The sequence below is a fragment of the Thiohalophilus sp. genome, assembly GCF_031581315.1.
GTDB lineage: Bacteria > Pseudomonadota > Gammaproteobacteria > UBA6429 > Thiohalophilaceae > Thiohalophilus.
Genome location: NZ_JAVLAZ010000058.1, coordinates 1 through 15,628, shown reverse-complemented (window position 1 = coordinate 15,628; position 15,628 = coordinate 1). Strand labels below are relative to the sequence as shown.

The 15,628-nt window shown below is 57.3% G+C and carries 11 protein-coding genes and 1 tRNA gene; all 12 read left to right on the top strand.

Translation table 11 applies throughout. The features are described from left to right. The first annotated feature begins 171 nt into the window (after window positions 1-171). The 12 genes from RI563_RS09315 to fusA all read left to right on the top strand — a co-directional run bounded on the left by RI563_RS09315 (window position 172) and on the right by fusA (window position 15,544). Window positions 172-247 (top strand) — tRNA-Trp (locus tag RI563_RS09315). 51 nt (window positions 248-298) lie between these two features. After that, complete coding sequence (gene secE / locus RI563_RS09310) at window positions 299-646, top strand: preprotein translocase subunit SecE (protein WP_310694101.1); 348 nt, start codon at window positions 299-301, stop codon at window positions 644-646. 4 nt (window positions 647-650) lie between these two features. Beyond that, entirely contained in the window at window positions 651-1,184 is a 534-nt protein-coding gene (gene nusG, locus RI563_RS09305) for a transcription termination/antitermination protein NusG (RefSeq protein WP_310694100.1), read from the top strand. Window positions 1,185-1,359: 175 nt separating this feature from the next. After that, complete coding sequence (gene rplK, locus RI563_RS09300) at window positions 1,360-1,791, top strand: 50S ribosomal protein L11 (RefSeq protein WP_310694099.1); 432 nt, start codon at window positions 1,360-1,362, stop codon at window positions 1,789-1,791. Continuing rightward, the gene (rplA, locus tag RI563_RS09295; RefSeq protein ID WP_310694098.1) at window positions 1,792-2,487 is read left to right on the top strand and encodes a 50S ribosomal protein L1; all 696 of its coding nucleotides are present in this window, start codon (window positions 1,792-1,794) and stop codon (window positions 2,485-2,487) included. Between the two features lie 263 nt (window positions 2,488-2,750). Beyond that, window positions 2,751-3,278, top strand: coding sequence for a 50S ribosomal protein L10 (gene rplJ / locus RI563_RS09290; protein WP_310694097.1), 528 nt, complete (start codon window positions 2,751-2,753; stop codon window positions 3,276-3,278). A 26-nt stretch (window positions 3,279-3,304) separates the two neighbouring features. Continuing rightward, window positions 3,305-3,685: a 50S ribosomal protein L7/L12 gene (gene rplL / locus RI563_RS09285; protein WP_310694096.1), complete on the top strand. Its 381-nt coding sequence runs from the start codon at window positions 3,305-3,307 to the stop codon at window positions 3,683-3,685. Between the two features lie 195 nt (window positions 3,686-3,880). Continuing rightward, window positions 3,881-7,960 (top strand): DNA-directed RNA polymerase subunit beta, encoded by a 4,080-nt coding sequence (gene rpoB / locus RI563_RS09280; RefSeq protein WP_310694095.1) that lies wholly within the window; start codon window positions 3,881-3,883, stop codon window positions 7,958-7,960. 115 nt (window positions 7,961-8,075) lie between these two features. Beyond that, a complete protein-coding gene (rpoC, locus tag RI563_RS09275) occupies window positions 8,076-12,284 on the top strand; it encodes a DNA-directed RNA polymerase subunit beta' (RefSeq protein ID WP_310694094.1) in 4,209 nt (1,402 codons plus the stop codon). Between the two features lie 244 nt (window positions 12,285-12,528). Next, window positions 12,529-12,903: a 30S ribosomal protein S12 gene (rpsL, locus tag RI563_RS09270; RefSeq protein ID WP_134085436.1), complete on the top strand. Its 375-nt coding sequence runs from the start codon at window positions 12,529-12,531 to the stop codon at window positions 12,901-12,903. A gap of 49 nt (window positions 12,904-12,952) precedes the next feature. Then, a complete protein-coding gene (rpsG, locus tag RI563_RS09265; RefSeq protein WP_310694093.1) occupies window positions 12,953-13,423 on the top strand; it encodes a 30S ribosomal protein S7 in 471 nt (156 codons plus the stop codon). Window positions 13,424-13,444: 21 nt separating this feature from the next. Beyond that, entirely contained in the window at window positions 13,445-15,544 is a 2,100-nt protein-coding gene (fusA, locus tag RI563_RS09260) for an elongation factor G (protein WP_310694092.1), read from the top strand. Window positions 15,545-15,628 lie beyond the last annotated feature (84 nt).

Genomic DNA, 15,628 nt, shown 5'->3' with positions numbered 1-15,628 from the left:
CGATTCGCGAAGGCGGCCGGACCGTCGGCGCCGGTGTTGTATCGAAGATTATTGAATAAAAGGGACAAAGGGCCGAGGGCCGAGTGACGAGGAAATCGAGGAGCGCACCAGCGGTGCGCTCACGGTTTTGTTTACCTCGTCACTCGTCCCTCGTTACTCGTCCCTCAGTTTAGGCCAGTAGCTCAATTGGCAGAGCGGCGGTCTCCAAAACCGCAGGTTGGGGGTTCGATTCCCTCCTGGCCTGCCAAACATGCGGTAACTTGCCTGCGGGCGGTTTATCGAAGTTAACAGGACAACAATGGCAGACAAGATCAAGCTGACACTCGCCGTATTATTGGTGATCGCGGGCATTGCCGGGTTTTACCATTTTGCGGATGAAGCACTGTTGTATCGCGTGCTCGGCTTGTTAGCGGTCGTGGGTGTCGCCGTGGCAATGGCGGCTACCTCGCAACCGGGTATCAATGCCTGGAATTTTGGTCGCAGTGCGGTGCTGGAAGCACGCAAGTCTGTCTGGCCGTCACGGCGTGAGACCACGCAGACCACGTTGATGGTGATCGTCATGGTCGCCCTGATCGGGATCGTGCTGTGGTTGTTTGACATGTTTTTGCTGTGGGCGGTGAAACTCATCACCGGTCAGGGAGGCTGAGTAGATGGCATTACGCTGGTACGTCGTCCACGCCTATTCCGGTTTTGAGGCGCAGGTCAAGCGCTCGCTGGAAGAGCGAATCAAGCTCAATGGCGTGGAAGACAAGTTCGGACAGATCCTGGTGCCCACCGAGGAAGTGATCGAAATGCGCGACGGACAAAAGCGCAAAAGCGATCGCAAATTCTTCCCGGGCTATGTGCTGGTGCAGATGGAAATGGACGACGCCACCTGGCATCTGGTCAAGGACACCCCGCGGGTGATGGGTTTTATCGGCGGCACCAGCGACAAGCCGGCACCGATCAGCGAAAAAGAAGCCCAGTCGATCCTGGAGCGGGTGCAGGAAGGCGCCGAACGGCCGCGGCCCAAGGTTCTGTTCGAGGCGGGCGAAGTGGTCCGCATCAACGACGGACCGTTCAACGACTTTAACGGTGTTGTTGAAGAAGTGGATTATGAAAAGAACCGTCTGCGTGTGGAAGTGTCGATCTTCGGCCGTTCCACACCAGTCGATCTGGACTTCAGTCAGGTAGAGAAGAGTTAAAACTCTTCTCTACCTGACTGTGACGAGGGACAAAGGGACGAGTTACGAGGATTAAAGCATACGGCATAGCCGTATTCTAACTTCCTCGTCACTCGTACCTCGTCCCTGAGTACTTAAACAAGGGGAGCCCGAGTACCGCAAGGGAAACGGCGTTTGAACCCAAAGCGAGGAAGTTATGGCCAAGAAAATCGAAGCATATATCAAGCTGCAGGTCCCGGCGCAGGAAGCGAATCCGTCGCCGCCGGTCGGTCCCGCGCTTGGTCAGCATGGTGTTAACATCATGGAATTCTGCAAGGCGTTTAACGCCCAGACCCAGGAAACCGAAAAAGGTCTGCCGATCCCGGTGGTCATCACCGTCTATAGCGATCGCAGCTTCACCTTCATCATGAAGACGCCGCCAGCGTCGATTCTGCTGAAAAAGGCTCTCGGTATCCAGAGCGGTTCCGGCGAACCCAACCGTACCAAGGTGGGCTCGGTGACCCGCGAGCAGCTCGAGGAGATCGCCCGCAGCAAAGATCCCGATCTGACTGCTGCTGATATGGACGCCGCGGTGCGCACCATTGCCGGTAGCGCGCGCAGCATGGGTATCGATGTGGAGGGTGTGTAAATGGCCAAGTTAAGTAAACGTCAAAAAGCGATTCGTGAAAAGGTCGATTCCACCAAAACCTATGCGATCGACGAAGCCTTCGGCCTGCTGAAAGAAATGCCGCGCGCCAAATTTGTCGAATCCGTCGAGGTGGCTATTAACCTCGGTGTTGATCCGCGCAAATCCGATCAGGTCGTACGTGGCGCCACCGTATTGCCGCACGGTACCGGCAAGACCGTCCGGGTTGCCGTATTCGCCCAGGGCGATAACGCCGACAAGGCGAAAGCTGCCGGTGCCGACATCGTTGGTTTTGAGGATCTGGCTGAAGAAGTCAAACAGGGCAACATGGATTTCGACGTGGTTATCGCCACCCCGGATGCCATGCGTGTCGTCGGTCAGCTGGGCCAGATTCTGGGCCCGCGTGGCCTGATGCCGAACCCGAAGGTCGGTACCGTGACGCCCGATGTGGAAGGCGCGGTTAAAAATGCCAAGGCCGGTCAGGTCCGTTACCGGACAGACAAGGGCGGTATTATCCACTGTGCCATCGGCAATGTAGATTTTGATAGCAACAATTTGAAGGAAAACCTGGAAGCCTTGCTGGCGGATTTGAAAAAGGCCAAGCCTTCATCCGCCAAGGGACAGTATCTGAAGAAGGTCTCTGTTTCCACGACCATGGGTCCCGGGGTTTCCGTCGATCAGGCGTCGCTGGCGATCTGATCGTTAACCGGCTTTGTGGCCGTTGCTATCGGGGATGGAATTCAATTCTCTTCCCGGGGCAGCGTCCATCAAAGACCGCGGGTGCGGTAACCGCTGTAACGTTATCGCTTAATGGAGTTCGCTCCGGCCTGCGCAGATGGTGTGCCCGAACAGATTTATTTCTGCCTTGGGTCACTAAATGTGGAACATTGTTTTAACAGTGTTCCGTGTTCGTCCAACGACAGGCGTGCTGTTAGGCCTGTCAGAAACGGAGGTATGTTCGCGTGGCTCTCAGTCTGAAAGAAAAGAAAGCCATAGTGGCCGAAGTCGCTGAAGTCGCTGCGAATGCGCATTCCGCTGTTGTTGCGGAATATATTGGACTGGCGTCTAACGACATGAACAACCTGCGCGCTCAGGCGCGTACCGGTGGTGTTTATCTGCGTGTCGTTAAAAATACGCTGGCCAAGCGTGCATTGGAAGGGACGGACTTTGCCTGCATGAACGAAACGCTCGTCGGCCCGATGATCCTGGCTTTTTCCCAGGAAGACCCGGGTGCTGCGGCGCGTGTTTTAAAAGAGTTCGCCAAAGGTAATGACAAACTGGTCGTCAAGGGCCTTTCCGTCAGCGGTCAACTGTTGCCCGCCTCGGAACTGGACCGTCTGGCCAGCCTGCCGACCAAGGATCAGGCTATCAGCATGCTGATGTCGGTTATGCAGGCTCCGGTTACCAAACTGGCGCGTACCCTTAACGAAGTGCCTGGCAAAATGGTCCGTACCGTCGCAGCTGTTCGTGACGCCAAACAGGCCTCTTGATATTTTAGTGATTAGGAGAAAGTAAAATGGCAGTTTCTAAAGATGAAATTCTGGAAACAATTTCCAGCATGACCGTAATGGAAGTCGTCGATCTGATCGAAGCGATGGAAGAGAAGTTCGGCGTTTCCGCTGCAGCCGCTGTTGCTGCTGCCCCGGCTGCTGCAGCCGGTGGTGGTGAAGCCGCTGCTGAAGAGAAAGACGAGTTCGATGTCGTCATGACCAGCTTCGGTGATAACAAGGTTTCTGTCATCAAGGCAGTCCGTGCTATTACCGGTCTGGGTCTGAAAGAAGCCAAGGAAATGGTGGAAGGCGTGCCTGCCACTGTGAAGGAAGGGGCTTCCAAGGACGACTCCGAAGAAATGAAGAAGCAGCTTGAAGAAGCCGGCGCACAGGTCGAGCTGAAATAAAAGCGGCTTGCTTCATGAAAAGATTGCGGGCCAGGGGCCCGCAGTCACAAAATGGTATAACCATTCCCGCAGCGGGCTGGTGGCCAATAGGCCACTGGCCTGCTGTGTATTCGTTGTTTAACGGCCAGAATATCGTTAACAACGGATCGCCGGGAATGCCAGTTTCGCGACTAACTGCTACGAGCAAGGTGACCAATGGCATACTCCTTCACTGATAAGAAACGGATTCGTAAAAACTTTGGTCGTCGTCCTACTATCCTGGAAGTCCCCTATCTTTTGGCTATGCAGACCGATTCCTATAAGGAATTCCTGCAGGCAGAAAAAGCCGAAGATCAGCGCGACGACAAGGGATTACATGCGGCGTTCAAATCGGTTTTCCCGATTGCCAGCTATTCTGGCAATGCGGCACTGGAGTATGTCAGCTACCGGCTGGGAACGCCGGCGTTTGATGTGAAAGAGTGTCAGATGCGTGGTGTGACCTATGCGGCCCCGCTGCGGGTCAAGGTCCGCCTGATCATCTATGACAAGGAAGCCAAAAACCCCACGGTCAAGGATATCCGCGAGCAGGAAGTCTACATGGGCGAAATTCCGCTCATGACCGAGACCGGAACCTTTGTTATTAATGGTACAGAACGGGTTATCGTTTCTCAGCTGCACCGTTCACCCGGCGTGTTTTTCGATCACGACAAGGGCAAGACCCATTCATCGGGCAAACTGCTGTTCAATGCCCGGGTGATTCCGTACCGCGGTTCCTGGCTCGACTTTGAATTCGATCCCAAGGATTGTCTGTTTACCCGTATTGACCGTCGCCGCAAACTGCCGGTGACCGTGCTGTTGCGTGCACTGGGCTACAGTACCGAAGAAATGCTGGATTTGTTCTTCGAGAAGAACACCTACCGCATTACCAAAGAAGGTGGCTTCGAGCTGGATCTGGTTCCCGATCGTCTGCGCGGTGAAACGGCGACGTTCGATATCAAGATCAAGAACAAGGTGCTGGTCGAGGAAGGTCGTCGCATCACCCCGCGTCATATCCGTGAAATGGAAAAGGCGGGTCTCAAAAAGCTCGAGGTTCCCGAAGAGTACATGCACGACAAGGTGCTCGCGCATGACGTAATTAACAAGGACACCGGCGAGATCGTAGCGAAGGCCAATGACACGCTCATCCCCGAGCGTCTGGAGCTGTTGCGCGAAGCCAATGTCACCGAATTCCAGACTATCTTTACCAACGACCTGGACCACGGCCCGTACATCTCCAAGACGCTGGAAATCGATACCACTACTACCCAGCTGGAAGCCCAGGTGGAAATCTATCGCATGATGCGTCCGGGCGAGCCGCCGACCAAGGAAGCGGCTGAAAACCTGTTCAACAACCTGTTCTTCAGTGAAGATCGTTACGATCTCTCCGGTGTCGGACGCATGAAGTTCAACCGCCGTATTGGCCGCAAGGAAGTCACCGGCGAAGGAACCCTGTCCAAGGAGGATATCCTGGCCGTCATCCAGACCCTGATCGGCATTCGTGATGGTAAGGGCAACGTCGACGATATCGATCATCTGGGTAACCGGCGGATCCGGTCCGTGGGTGAAATGGCCGAAAACCAGTTCCGCGTCGGACTGGTCCGCGTCGAGCGCGCGGTCAAGGAGCGCCTCTCCCTGGCCGAGTCCGAAAACCTGATGCCGCAGGAGATGATTAACGCCAAGCCGGTCTCCGCCGCGATCAAGGAATTCTTTGGTTCCTCCCAGCTGTCCCAGTTCATGGATCAGAACAACCCGCTGTCGGAAGTGACCCACAAGCGGCGTATCTCCGCCCTGGGTCCGGGCGGTCTGACCCGCGAGCGCGCCGGTTTCGAGGTGCGCGACGTGCATCCGACCCATTACGGCCGGGTCTGCCCGATTGAAACGCCGGAAGGACCGAACATCGGTCTGATCAACTCGCTGGCCGTGTATGCGCGGACCAACCAGTATGGTTTTCTGGAAACCCCGTATCGCCGGGTCAAGAACGGCAAGGTGACCGAAGATATTGAATTTCTGTCGGCCATCGATGAAGGGGAGTTCGTCATTGCCCAGGCCAACGCCGGCGTGGATAACAAGGGTAACCTGAGCGATGATCTGGTTTCCTGCCGACACCAGAATGAATTTGCCATGTCCACGCCGGACAAGGTCGATTTCATGGATATCTCGCCCAAACAGATCGTTTCTGTGGCGGCCGCCCTGGTGCCGTTCCTCGAACATGATGACGCCAACCGCGCCCTGATGGGGGCCAACATGCAGCGCCAGGCGGTCCCGACCCTGCGTGCCGAAAAGCCCGTGGTGGGCACCGGTATCGAACGCACCGTGGCCGTGGATTCCGGTGTGGCCGTGGTGGCCCGGCGTGGCGGAACAGTCGATTCGGTTGATGCTTCGCGTATTGTCGTGCGGGTCAATGATGACGAGACTGTGGCGGGTGAGTCCGGTGTGGATATCTACAACCTGACCAAATATACCCGTTCCAACCAGAATACCTGCATTAATCAGCGACCACTGGTGAATGTCAGTGATGTCATTGCCTGTGGCGATGTGCTGGCGGATGGCCCGTCCACCGATCTCGGTGAACTGGCGCTTGGCCAGAATATGCTGGTCGCCTTCATGCCCTGGAATGGTTATAACTTCGAGGACTCGATCCTGATTTCCGAACGGGTGGTCGAGGAAGATCGCTACACCACGATCCATATCGAAGAACTGACCTGTGTCGCGCGCGATACCAAGCTCGGTTCCGAGGAGATCACCGGTGATATTCCCAACGTCGGTGAGTCGGCGCTGGCCAAGCTGGATGAGGCCGGCATCGTCTATGTCGGTGCCGAGGTCAAGCCAGGCGACATCCTCGTGGGCAAGGTGACGCCCAAGGGCGAAACCCAGCTGACCCCGGAAGAGAAATTGCTGCGTGCCATCTTCGGTGAGAAGGCCTCCGACGTGAAGGATACCTCCCTGCGCGTGCCCTCCGGCATCGTTGGTACCGTCATCGACGTACAGGTTTTCACCCGCGACGGACTGGAAAAAGACTCGCGCGCGATTGCCATTGAAGAATCCGAGCTGGAAAGTGTTCGCAAGGACTTCCACGACCAGCGCCGCATCATGGAAGACGACGCCTATAGCCGTGTCGAGAACATGCTGATCGGCAAGGTGGCCGATGGCGGGCCGAACAAGCTCAAGAGCGGCAGCAAGCTGACCAAGGCCTATCTGGAAGAAGTGCCCCGGGAAAAATGGTTCGAAATCCGTCTGCGCAATGACGACGCCAATGCCCAGCTGGAAGCGATTGCCGCGCAGCTCAAACAGCTGCGCAAAGACTTCGATGAGAAATTCGAAGAGAAAAAACGCAAGCTGACCACCGGTGATGATCTGGCACCAGGCGTGCTGAAGATGGTCAAGGTGCATCTGGCGGTCAAACGTCGTATGCAGCCGGGTGACAAGGTCGCTGGCCGTCACGGTAACAAGGGTGTTATCTCCATGATTCGTCCGGTCGAGGACATGCCCTTCAGTGCCGATGGCACGCCGGTCGATGTGGTTCTGAGCCCGCTGGGCGTTCCCTCGCGCATGAACGTGGGCCAGGTGCTGGAAACCCATCTGGGCTGGGCCGCCAAGGGCCTGGGCAAGAAACTGGGCAACATGCTCAAGGCCCAGACCAAGGTCACCGAGATTCGCAAGCTGCTGGAAGAGATCTACAACAAGAGTGAAGGTCAAAAAGAGGATCTCAAATCGTTCAGCGATGAGGAGATTCTGCGCCTGGCCAGCAATCTGAAGTCCGGCGTACCGATGGCGACACCGGTCTTCGACGGCGTCAACGAGGCGGAAATCAAGCGCCTGCTGCGACTGGCGGATCTGCCCGAAAGCGGCCAGGCCGAGCTGTATGACGGACGTACCGGTGAGAAGTTCGATCGCCCCGTGACGGTCGGTTACATGTATATCCTGAAGCTGAACCATCTGGTCGACGACAAGATGCACGCCCGTTCGACCGGTCCGTACAGTCTGGTCACCCAGCAGCCGCTGGGCGGCAAGGCCCAGTTCGGTGGTCAGCGTTTCGGTGAGATGGAGGTCTGGGCACTGGAAGCCTATGGCGCGGCCTATACCCTGCAGGAAATGCTCACCGTCAAGTCCGACGACGTCAACGGCCGGACCAAGATGTACAAGAACATCGTCGACGGCGATCACCGTATGGAACCGGGTATGCCGGAATCCTTCAACGTACTGCTGAAGGAAATCCGCTCACTTGGTATTGATATCGAACTCGAGCAAACGGACTGAAGAACAGTGACTGGGACCTAGGGGCTAGTGACTAGGAAAGATATAGAAACGGAGTTTAATTCTCCATCCTGGTTACTAGCATCTAGTAACTAGCACCTATTTTAGGAGTGGCAACGTGAAAGACCTACTCAAGATTCTGAAACAGCAGGGCCAGACCGAAGACTTCGATGCAATTCGCATCGGGTTGGCGTCGCCGCAGAAGATCCGTTCCTGGTCCTATGGTGAGGTCAAAAAGCCGGAGACCATCAACTACCGGACCTTCAAGCCGGAACGCGATGGCCTGTTCTGTGCCAAGATTTTCGGGCCGATCAAGGACTATGAGTGCCTGTGCGGCAAGTACAAGCGTCTCAAGCACCGTGGTGTCATTTGTGAAAAATGCGGTATCGAAGTCACCCTGGCCAAGGTCCGCCGTGAACGCATGGGCCATATCGATCTGGCCTCACCGGTTGCGCACATCTGGTTTCTGAAGTCGTTGCCCTCGCGCATGGGGCTGTTGCTGGATATGACCCTGCGCGATATTGAACGGGTGCTCTATTTTGAGGCCTTTGTCGTGGTCGAGCCGGGTATGACGACCCTGGAACGCGGTCAGCTGCTCACCGACGAAGCCTATCTGGAGGCCATTGAAGAATTTGGCGATGAATTCGACGCCCGCATGGGCGCCGAAGCAGTGCAGTCATTGCTGGGTAATATCAACCTGGATCAGGAAGCCGACAAGGTGCGCGAAGACATGGGCGCCACCAAGTCTGAAACCAAGCTCAAGAAACTCGGCAAGCGCCTGAAGCTGATCGAGGCATTCGTCGATTCCGGTAATAAGCCGGAATGGATGGTTATGACCGTGCTGCCGGTACTGCCGCCGGAACTGCGTCCGCTGGTGCCGCTGGAAGGCGGTCGCTTTGCCACCTCCGATCTGAACGATCTCTATCGCCGGGTGATCAACCGTAACAACCGACTGCGGCGACTGCTGGATCTCAACGCACCCGACATCATCGTGCGCAACGAAAAACGCATGCTGCAGGAATCGGTCGATGCGCTGCTGGATAACGGCCGCCGCGGCCGGGCGATTACCGGCTCCAACAAGCGTCCGCTGAAATCCCTGGCTGACATGATCAAGGGCAAGCAGGGCCGTTTCCGCCAGAACCTGCTGGGCAAGCGTGTCGATTACTCTGGTCGTTCCGTTATCGTGGTCGGTCCGGCGCTGCGTCTGCACCAGTGTGGTCTGCCCAAGAAGATGGCCCTGGAACTGTTCAAACCGTTTATTTTCTCCAAGCTGGAACGTCGCGGCCTGGCTACCACCATCAAGGCGGCCAAGAAAATGGTCGAGCGCGAAGGTCCGGAAGTGTGGGACATCCTCGAAGAGGTGATCCGCGAGCATCCGGTGATGCTCAACCGCGCCCCGACCCTGCATCGTCTGGGTATTCAGGCGTTCGAACCGGTACTGATCGAAGGCAAGGCGATCCAGCTGCACCCGCTGGTCTGTACCGCTTTCAACGCCGACTTCGACGGTGACCAGATGGCCGTGCATGTGCCGCTGTCACTGGAAGCGCAGCTTGAAGCGCGCGCGCTGATGATGTCCTCCAACAATATCCTGTCGCCGGCCAACGGTGAGCCGATCATCGTGCCGTCCCAGGACGTGGTGCTGGGGCTGTACTGGATGACCCGTGAGCGGGTCAACGGCCGGGGCGAGGGCATGGTCTTCTCTGACGTGAAGGAAGTCGATCGCGCCTATCACAATGATGTGGTCGATCTACAGAGCCGGGTCAAGGTGCGTATCCGCGAACTCGGCTACGATGACGACGGCAATACCACTGAAAAGATGTCCATTCAGGAAACGACCGTCGGTCGTGCTCTGCTGTATGAAATCGCGCCGCAGGGGATGGAATTCAGTCTGTTCAACAAGGAGATGAAAAAGAAAGCTATCTCCGGGTTGATCGATGCCTGCTATCGTAAGCTGGGGCTGAAGGCGACCGTCGTTTTTGCCGACCAGATTATGTATACCGGGTTTGCCTATTCCACCAAGGCCGGGATTTCCTTTGGTGCCGATGACATGGAGATCCCCGAAGAGAAGGCGCAAATCCTGGGCGCCGCCGAAGAAGAGGTCAAGGAGATCGAAGGTCAGTACACCTCCGGTCTGGTGACCAATGGCGAGCGTTACAACAAGGTGGTGGATATCTGGTCACATACCAATGACCAGATCGCCAAGGCCATGATGGATAAGCTGGGGGTTGATGAAGTTACCGACAAGGATGGCAATGTGGTTCGCCAGCCGTCGTTCAACTCTATCTTTATGATGGCCGACTCCGGCGCCCGTGGTAGCGCGGCGCAGATTCGTCAGCTGGCCGGCATGCGTGGCCTGATGGCCAAGCCGGACGGCTCCATCATCGAAACGCCGATCACGGCCAACTTCCGCGAGGGGCTGTCGGTCCTGCAGTACTTTATCTCGACCCATGGTGCCCGTAAGGGTCTGGCCGATACCGCGCTGAAAACCGCCAACTCCGGTTATCTCACCCGGCGTCTGGTGGATGTCTCTCAGGATCTGGTCGTGGCCGGTGATGATTGCGGCACCAGCAACGGTATGCTGATTTCCTCGCTGATCGAAGGCGGCGATGTGGTCGAACCCTTGCCCGAGCGGGTACTGGGTCGGGTGACAGCGGAAGACGTGAAAGATGCCAATGGCACCGTCATCATTCCCAACGGCACCCTGCTGGATGAACAGGGTGTGGCCACCCTCGAGTCGATGGGGATCGACCATATTCTGGTCCGCTCGCCGATTACCTGTGACAACCTTCACGGCGTCTGTGCTGTCTGCTACGGCCGCGATCTGGCCCGGGGGCACCTGGTCAACCAGGGCGAGTCGGTGGGTGTTATCGCCGCTCAGTCCATCGGGGAGCCAGGTACCCAGCTGACCATGCGGACCTTCCATATCGGTGGTGCGGCCAGTCGTTCGGCGGCCATCAGCAACATCGAAATCAAGACCAAGGGCACGGTCCGTCTGCACAATATCAAGACGATCCAGCACGCCAGCGGTAACCAGGTCGCGGTCTCCCGCTCCGGGGAAATTACCGTGCTGGATGAGAACAAGCGCGAACGCGAGCGTTACAAGGTGCCTTACGGGGCGGTGATCTCCGTCGGTGACGGCGCAGCGGTCGAATCCGGCCAGATCGTCGCCAACTGGGACCCGCATACTCACCCGATCGTGACCGAAGTCGAGGGTCGGGTGAAATTCATGGATATCATCGAAGGCGTGACCGTGCAGGCCGAAGTGGACGAGGTCACCGGTCTGTCCCGCCTGGTGGTCATGGATCCCAAACAGCGTGGCAGCCAGGCCAAGGATCTACGGCCGATGGTCAAGCTGATCGACGAGTCCGGCAATGACATGAACATCGTCGGCACCGATTTGCCCGCGCATTACTATCTGCCGTCGGGCGCGATCATCGCGCTCAAGGATGGCGATGCCGTGAGTGTGGGGGATGCGATTGCGCGGATTCCGCAGGAATCCTCCAAAACCCGCGACATCACCGGTGGTCTGCCGCGTGTGGCCGATCTGTTCGAAGCGCGTAAGCCGAAAGAGGCCTCCATCCTGGCGGAAATCTCCGGCACGGTCAGTTTCGGCAAGGAAACCAAGGGCAAACAGCGCCTGGTTATTACCCCCAATGACGGTGATTCCTATGAGGAATTGATTCCCAAGTGGCGCCACGTCACCGTGTTCGAAGGTGAGCACGTGGAGAAGGGCGAAGTGATTGCCGAGGGTGAACCCAATCCGCATGATATCCTGCGTCTGCTGGGCGTCGAGGAACTGGCCCGCTACATTGTTAACGAAGTCCAGGACGTCTATCGCCTGCAGGGTGTAAAGATCAACGACAAGCACATCGAGGTGATCGTGCGCCAGATGCTGCGCAAGGTGGATATCACCTCGCCGGGCGATACCGGCTTCCTCAAGGGCGAGCAGGTGGAAAAAGCCCGGCTTCTGGAAGAAAACGACCGGATAATGGCTGGCGAAAAACAGCCGGCTCTCTACGAGCCGGTTCTGCTGGGCATCACCAAGGCGTCGCTGGCGACCGAGTCGTTCATTTCCGCGGCCTCCTTCCAGGAGACCACCCGGGTGCTGACCGAAGCGGCCGTGACCGGCAAGATCGACGATCTGCGGGGTCTGAAGGAGAATGTCATCGTCGGCCGACTGATTCCGGCCGGGACCGGTATGGCGTTCCATCAGGAGCGACGTCGCCTGCGCAAGCAGGCCGAGTCAGCCGAAGCGGCCCTGGCCGCGGCGGCGGCCGAGGTCGAGCAGGCGTCCGGCGATGCCGAATCGGCCGATTCACAGAGCTGATTCGGGCCTGCCCGAGCAATAACCATATAGATAGCCGGGTTTATGGCCCGGCCGTCGCGGTTGCCCCGAAACAGGTGGATACCGGGAACGATCCCGGGCCGGGGGGCGAAAAACCCCAAAAATTCGCGATTGGGGCGGGGATCCTGTTGACAGGAACCCCGCATCCCCATAAAATCTCGCGCCTCACGACAGGTCGGTACGCCGGCCTGTCGTTTATTTTCTGGACCAAGAAAGACAAAGACTTATGGCAACCATTAACCAGTTAGTACGTAAGCCGCGCAAACGCCGGCCTCAGAAGAGCAACGTCCCGGCGCTGGAAGCGTGCCCGCAACGTCGCGGGGTCTGTACGCGCGTTTACACCACCACGCCGAAAAAACCGAACTCGGCGTTGCGTAAAGTGGCGCGTGTGCGCCTGACCAACGGTTACGAAGTCGCCAGCTACATTGGCGGCGAGGGCCACAACCTGCAGGAACACTCGGTCGTGCTGATTCGTGGCGGTCGTGTCAAGGATCTGCCGGGTGTGCGCTATCACACGGTACGCGGTTCGCTGGATACCGCCGGCGTCAACGACCGCAGGCAGGGTCGTTCGAAGTACGGTGCCAAGCGGCCCAAATCGTAAGTTTAATAACAGCCTACCAGGCTGATTCACTGACAACGCGGAACAGACGATGGCAAGAAGGCGACAAGCAGAAAAACGGGCAATTCTTCCGGATCCGAAATACAAATCCGAACTGATTGCCAAGTTTATCAACATGTTGATGCTCGACGGCAAGAAATCGGTTGCCGAGAAGGTCGTGTACGGCGCGCTCGAAGCCGTTTCGAGTAAAACCCGCTCCGATGCGATCGAGGCACTCGAAAAAGCACTGGACAATGTTCGCCCGATGGTCGAGGTCAAATCCCGGCGTGTCGGTGGTGCGACCTACCAGGTGCCGGTCGAAGTGCGTCCGGCCCGGCGTAATGCCCTGGCCATGCGCTGGCTGGTTGAGGCCGCGCGCAAGCGCAGTGAAAAAGGCATGGGTGCACGGCTGGCCGGCGAATTGTTCGAGGCCGGTGAAAGTCGCGGTTCGGCTGTCAAGAAACGCGAAGACACCCATCGGATGGCGGAGGCGAACAAGGCGTTTGCCCACTACCGTTGGTAATTTGATACCGAGTTAAAGAGAGTGGCCCGCAAAACATCAATCGAACGTTATCGCAATATCGGCATCATGGCGCATATCGATGCCGGCAAAACGACAACGACCGAGCGGATCCTCTTTTACACCGGTATTTCGCACAAGATTGGAGAAGTGCATGACGGCGCAGCTGTCATGGACTGGATGGAACAGGAGCAGGAACGCGGCATAACGATTACGTCCGCCGCGACAACCTGCTTCTGGCAAGGCATGGACCAGCAGTATTCGCAGCACCGGATCAATATTATTGATACCCCGGGGCATGTGGACTTCACCATTGAGGTGGAGCGCTCGCTGCGAGTTCTGGACGGCGCCTGTGCGGTCTTTTGTGCCGTCGGCGGGGTCGAGCCCCAGTCCGAAACGGTCTGGCGCCAGGCCAACAAGTACGAAGTGCCGCGCATGGCCTTCGTCAACAAGATGGACCGTGCCGGCGCGGATTTTTTGCGCGTCGTCGAGCAGATTAAAAAGCGTCTCGGCGCGAATGCGCTGCCGATTCAGTTGAATATCGGTGCCGAAGATAACTTCCAGGGCATCGTCGACCTGATTCGGATGAAGGCGATTTACTGGAACGAGGCCGATTTCGGGGCCACTTACGAGCAGCGGGAGATTCCTGAAGAGCTCCAGGCCAGGGCGCAGGGAATGCGCGAGCAGATGGTGGAAGCCGCTGCCGAGGCCAGCGAAGCATTGATGGAAAGTTATCTCGAAAACGGCGACCTGAGCGACGACGAGATAAAGCAGGGCCTGCGAGCCCGCACCCTGGCGAACGAAATTGTGCCGGTGTTGTGCGGTTCGGCTTTCAAGAACAAGGGCGTCCAGGCAATGCTGGATGCGGTGATCGACTACATGCCCTCGCCGATTGAAGTTAAGGCAATCAAGGGTGTGCTGGACGATGGCAAGGAAACCGAAGCGCTGCGCAAGTCAGATGATGACGAACCGTTTGCGGCGCTGGCTTTCAAAATTGCCACCGACCCATATGTCGGCACGTTGACTTTTTTCCGGGTGTATTCCGGTGTCGTGAATACCGGCGATACGGTTTACAACCCGATCAAGGGCAAAAAAGAGCGAATTGGGCGACTGGTACAGATGCACTCCAATTCGCGCGAAGAATTGAAAGAGGTTCGCGCCGGTGATATTGCCGCGGCCGTCGGACTCAAGGATGTCACCACGGGCGAAACCCTGTGTGATCCGAACAACGTGATTACCCTGGAGCGGATGGAGTTCCCGGAACCGGTCATCTCGGTGGCCATTGAACCGCGGACCAAGGCCGATCAGGAAAAGATGGGGATTGCCCTGTCGAAGCTGGCCCAGGAAGACCCTTCGTTTCGGGTGCATACCGACGAGGAGTCGGGCCAGACGATTATTTCCGGCATGGGCGAGCTGCACCTGGATATTATCGTCGACCGCATGAAGCGCGAGTTCAAGGTCGATGCCAATGTCGGTGCGCCCCAGGTGGCCTACCGCGAGACCCTTCGCAAGAAGGTCGAGCAGGAAGGCAAGTTTGTGCGCCAGTCCGGCGGTCGCGGTCAGTTCGGTCACGTCTGGCTGCGGATTGAACCGCAGGAACAGGGCGCCGGCTATGAATTTGTGAGCGAAATCGTCGGTGGTGTGATTCCCAAGGAATACATTCCATCGGTGGACAAAGGGATTCAGGAACAGATGGAGAACGGCGTTATCGGCGGTTTTCCGATGGTGGACGTCAAGGTCACATTGTTTGACGGCTCCTACCATGATGTGGACTCCTCGGAAATGGCCTTCAAGATTGCCGGTTCCATGGGGTTCAGGGAAGGCGCCAGAAAGGCAAATCCGGTCTTGCTGGAGCCCATGATGAAAGTGGAAGTGGTGACCCCGGAAGAGTACATGGGGGATGTCATGGGCGACCTGAACCGCCGACGAGGTGTCGTGCAGGGCATGGAAGACGGCCCGACCGGCAAGCTGATACATGCGGAGGTTCCGCTGGCTGAAATGTTCGGTTATGCAACCGACCTGCGTTCCGCGACCCAGGGGCGTGCCAGCTACAGCATGGAGTTCGCCAGCTACAGTGAAGCGCCTGCGAGTGTCGCAGACGAAGTGATTAAGAAAGCATCCTGATTCAATACATAAACAGAATTAGAGGGTAAGACGGTGTCCAAGGCAAAATTTGAACGTACGAAGCCGCACGTAAACGTGGGAACG

Excerpts from the sequence above, each read along its gene's own strand:
- secE (WP_310694101.1), top strand. The coding sequence starts at position 299 with ATGGCAGACAAGATCAAGCTGACACTCGCCGTATTATTGGTGATCGCG.
- nusG (WP_310694100.1), top strand. The coding sequence starts at position 651 with ATGGCATTACGCTGGTACGTCGTCCACGCCTATTCCGGTTTTGAGGCG.
- rplK (WP_310694099.1), top strand. The coding sequence starts at position 1,360 with ATGGCCAAGAAAATCGAAGCATATATCAAGCTGCAGGTCCCGGCGCAG.
- rplA (WP_310694098.1), top strand. The coding sequence starts at position 1,792 with ATGGCCAAGTTAAGTAAACGTCAAAAAGCGATTCGTGAAAAGGTCGAT.
- rplL (WP_310694096.1), top strand. The coding sequence starts at position 3,305 with ATGGCAGTTTCTAAAGATGAAATTCTGGAAACAATTTCCAGCATGACC.
- rpoB (WP_310694095.1), top strand. The coding sequence starts at position 3,881 with ATGGCATACTCCTTCACTGATAAGAAACGGATTCGTAAAAACTTTGGT.
- rpsL (WP_134085436.1), top strand. The coding sequence starts at position 12,529 with ATGGCAACCATTAACCAGTTAGTACGTAAGCCGCGCAAACGCCGGCCT.
- rpsG (WP_310694093.1), top strand. The coding sequence starts at position 12,953 with ATGGCAAGAAGGCGACAAGCAGAAAAACGGGCAATTCTTCCGGATCCG.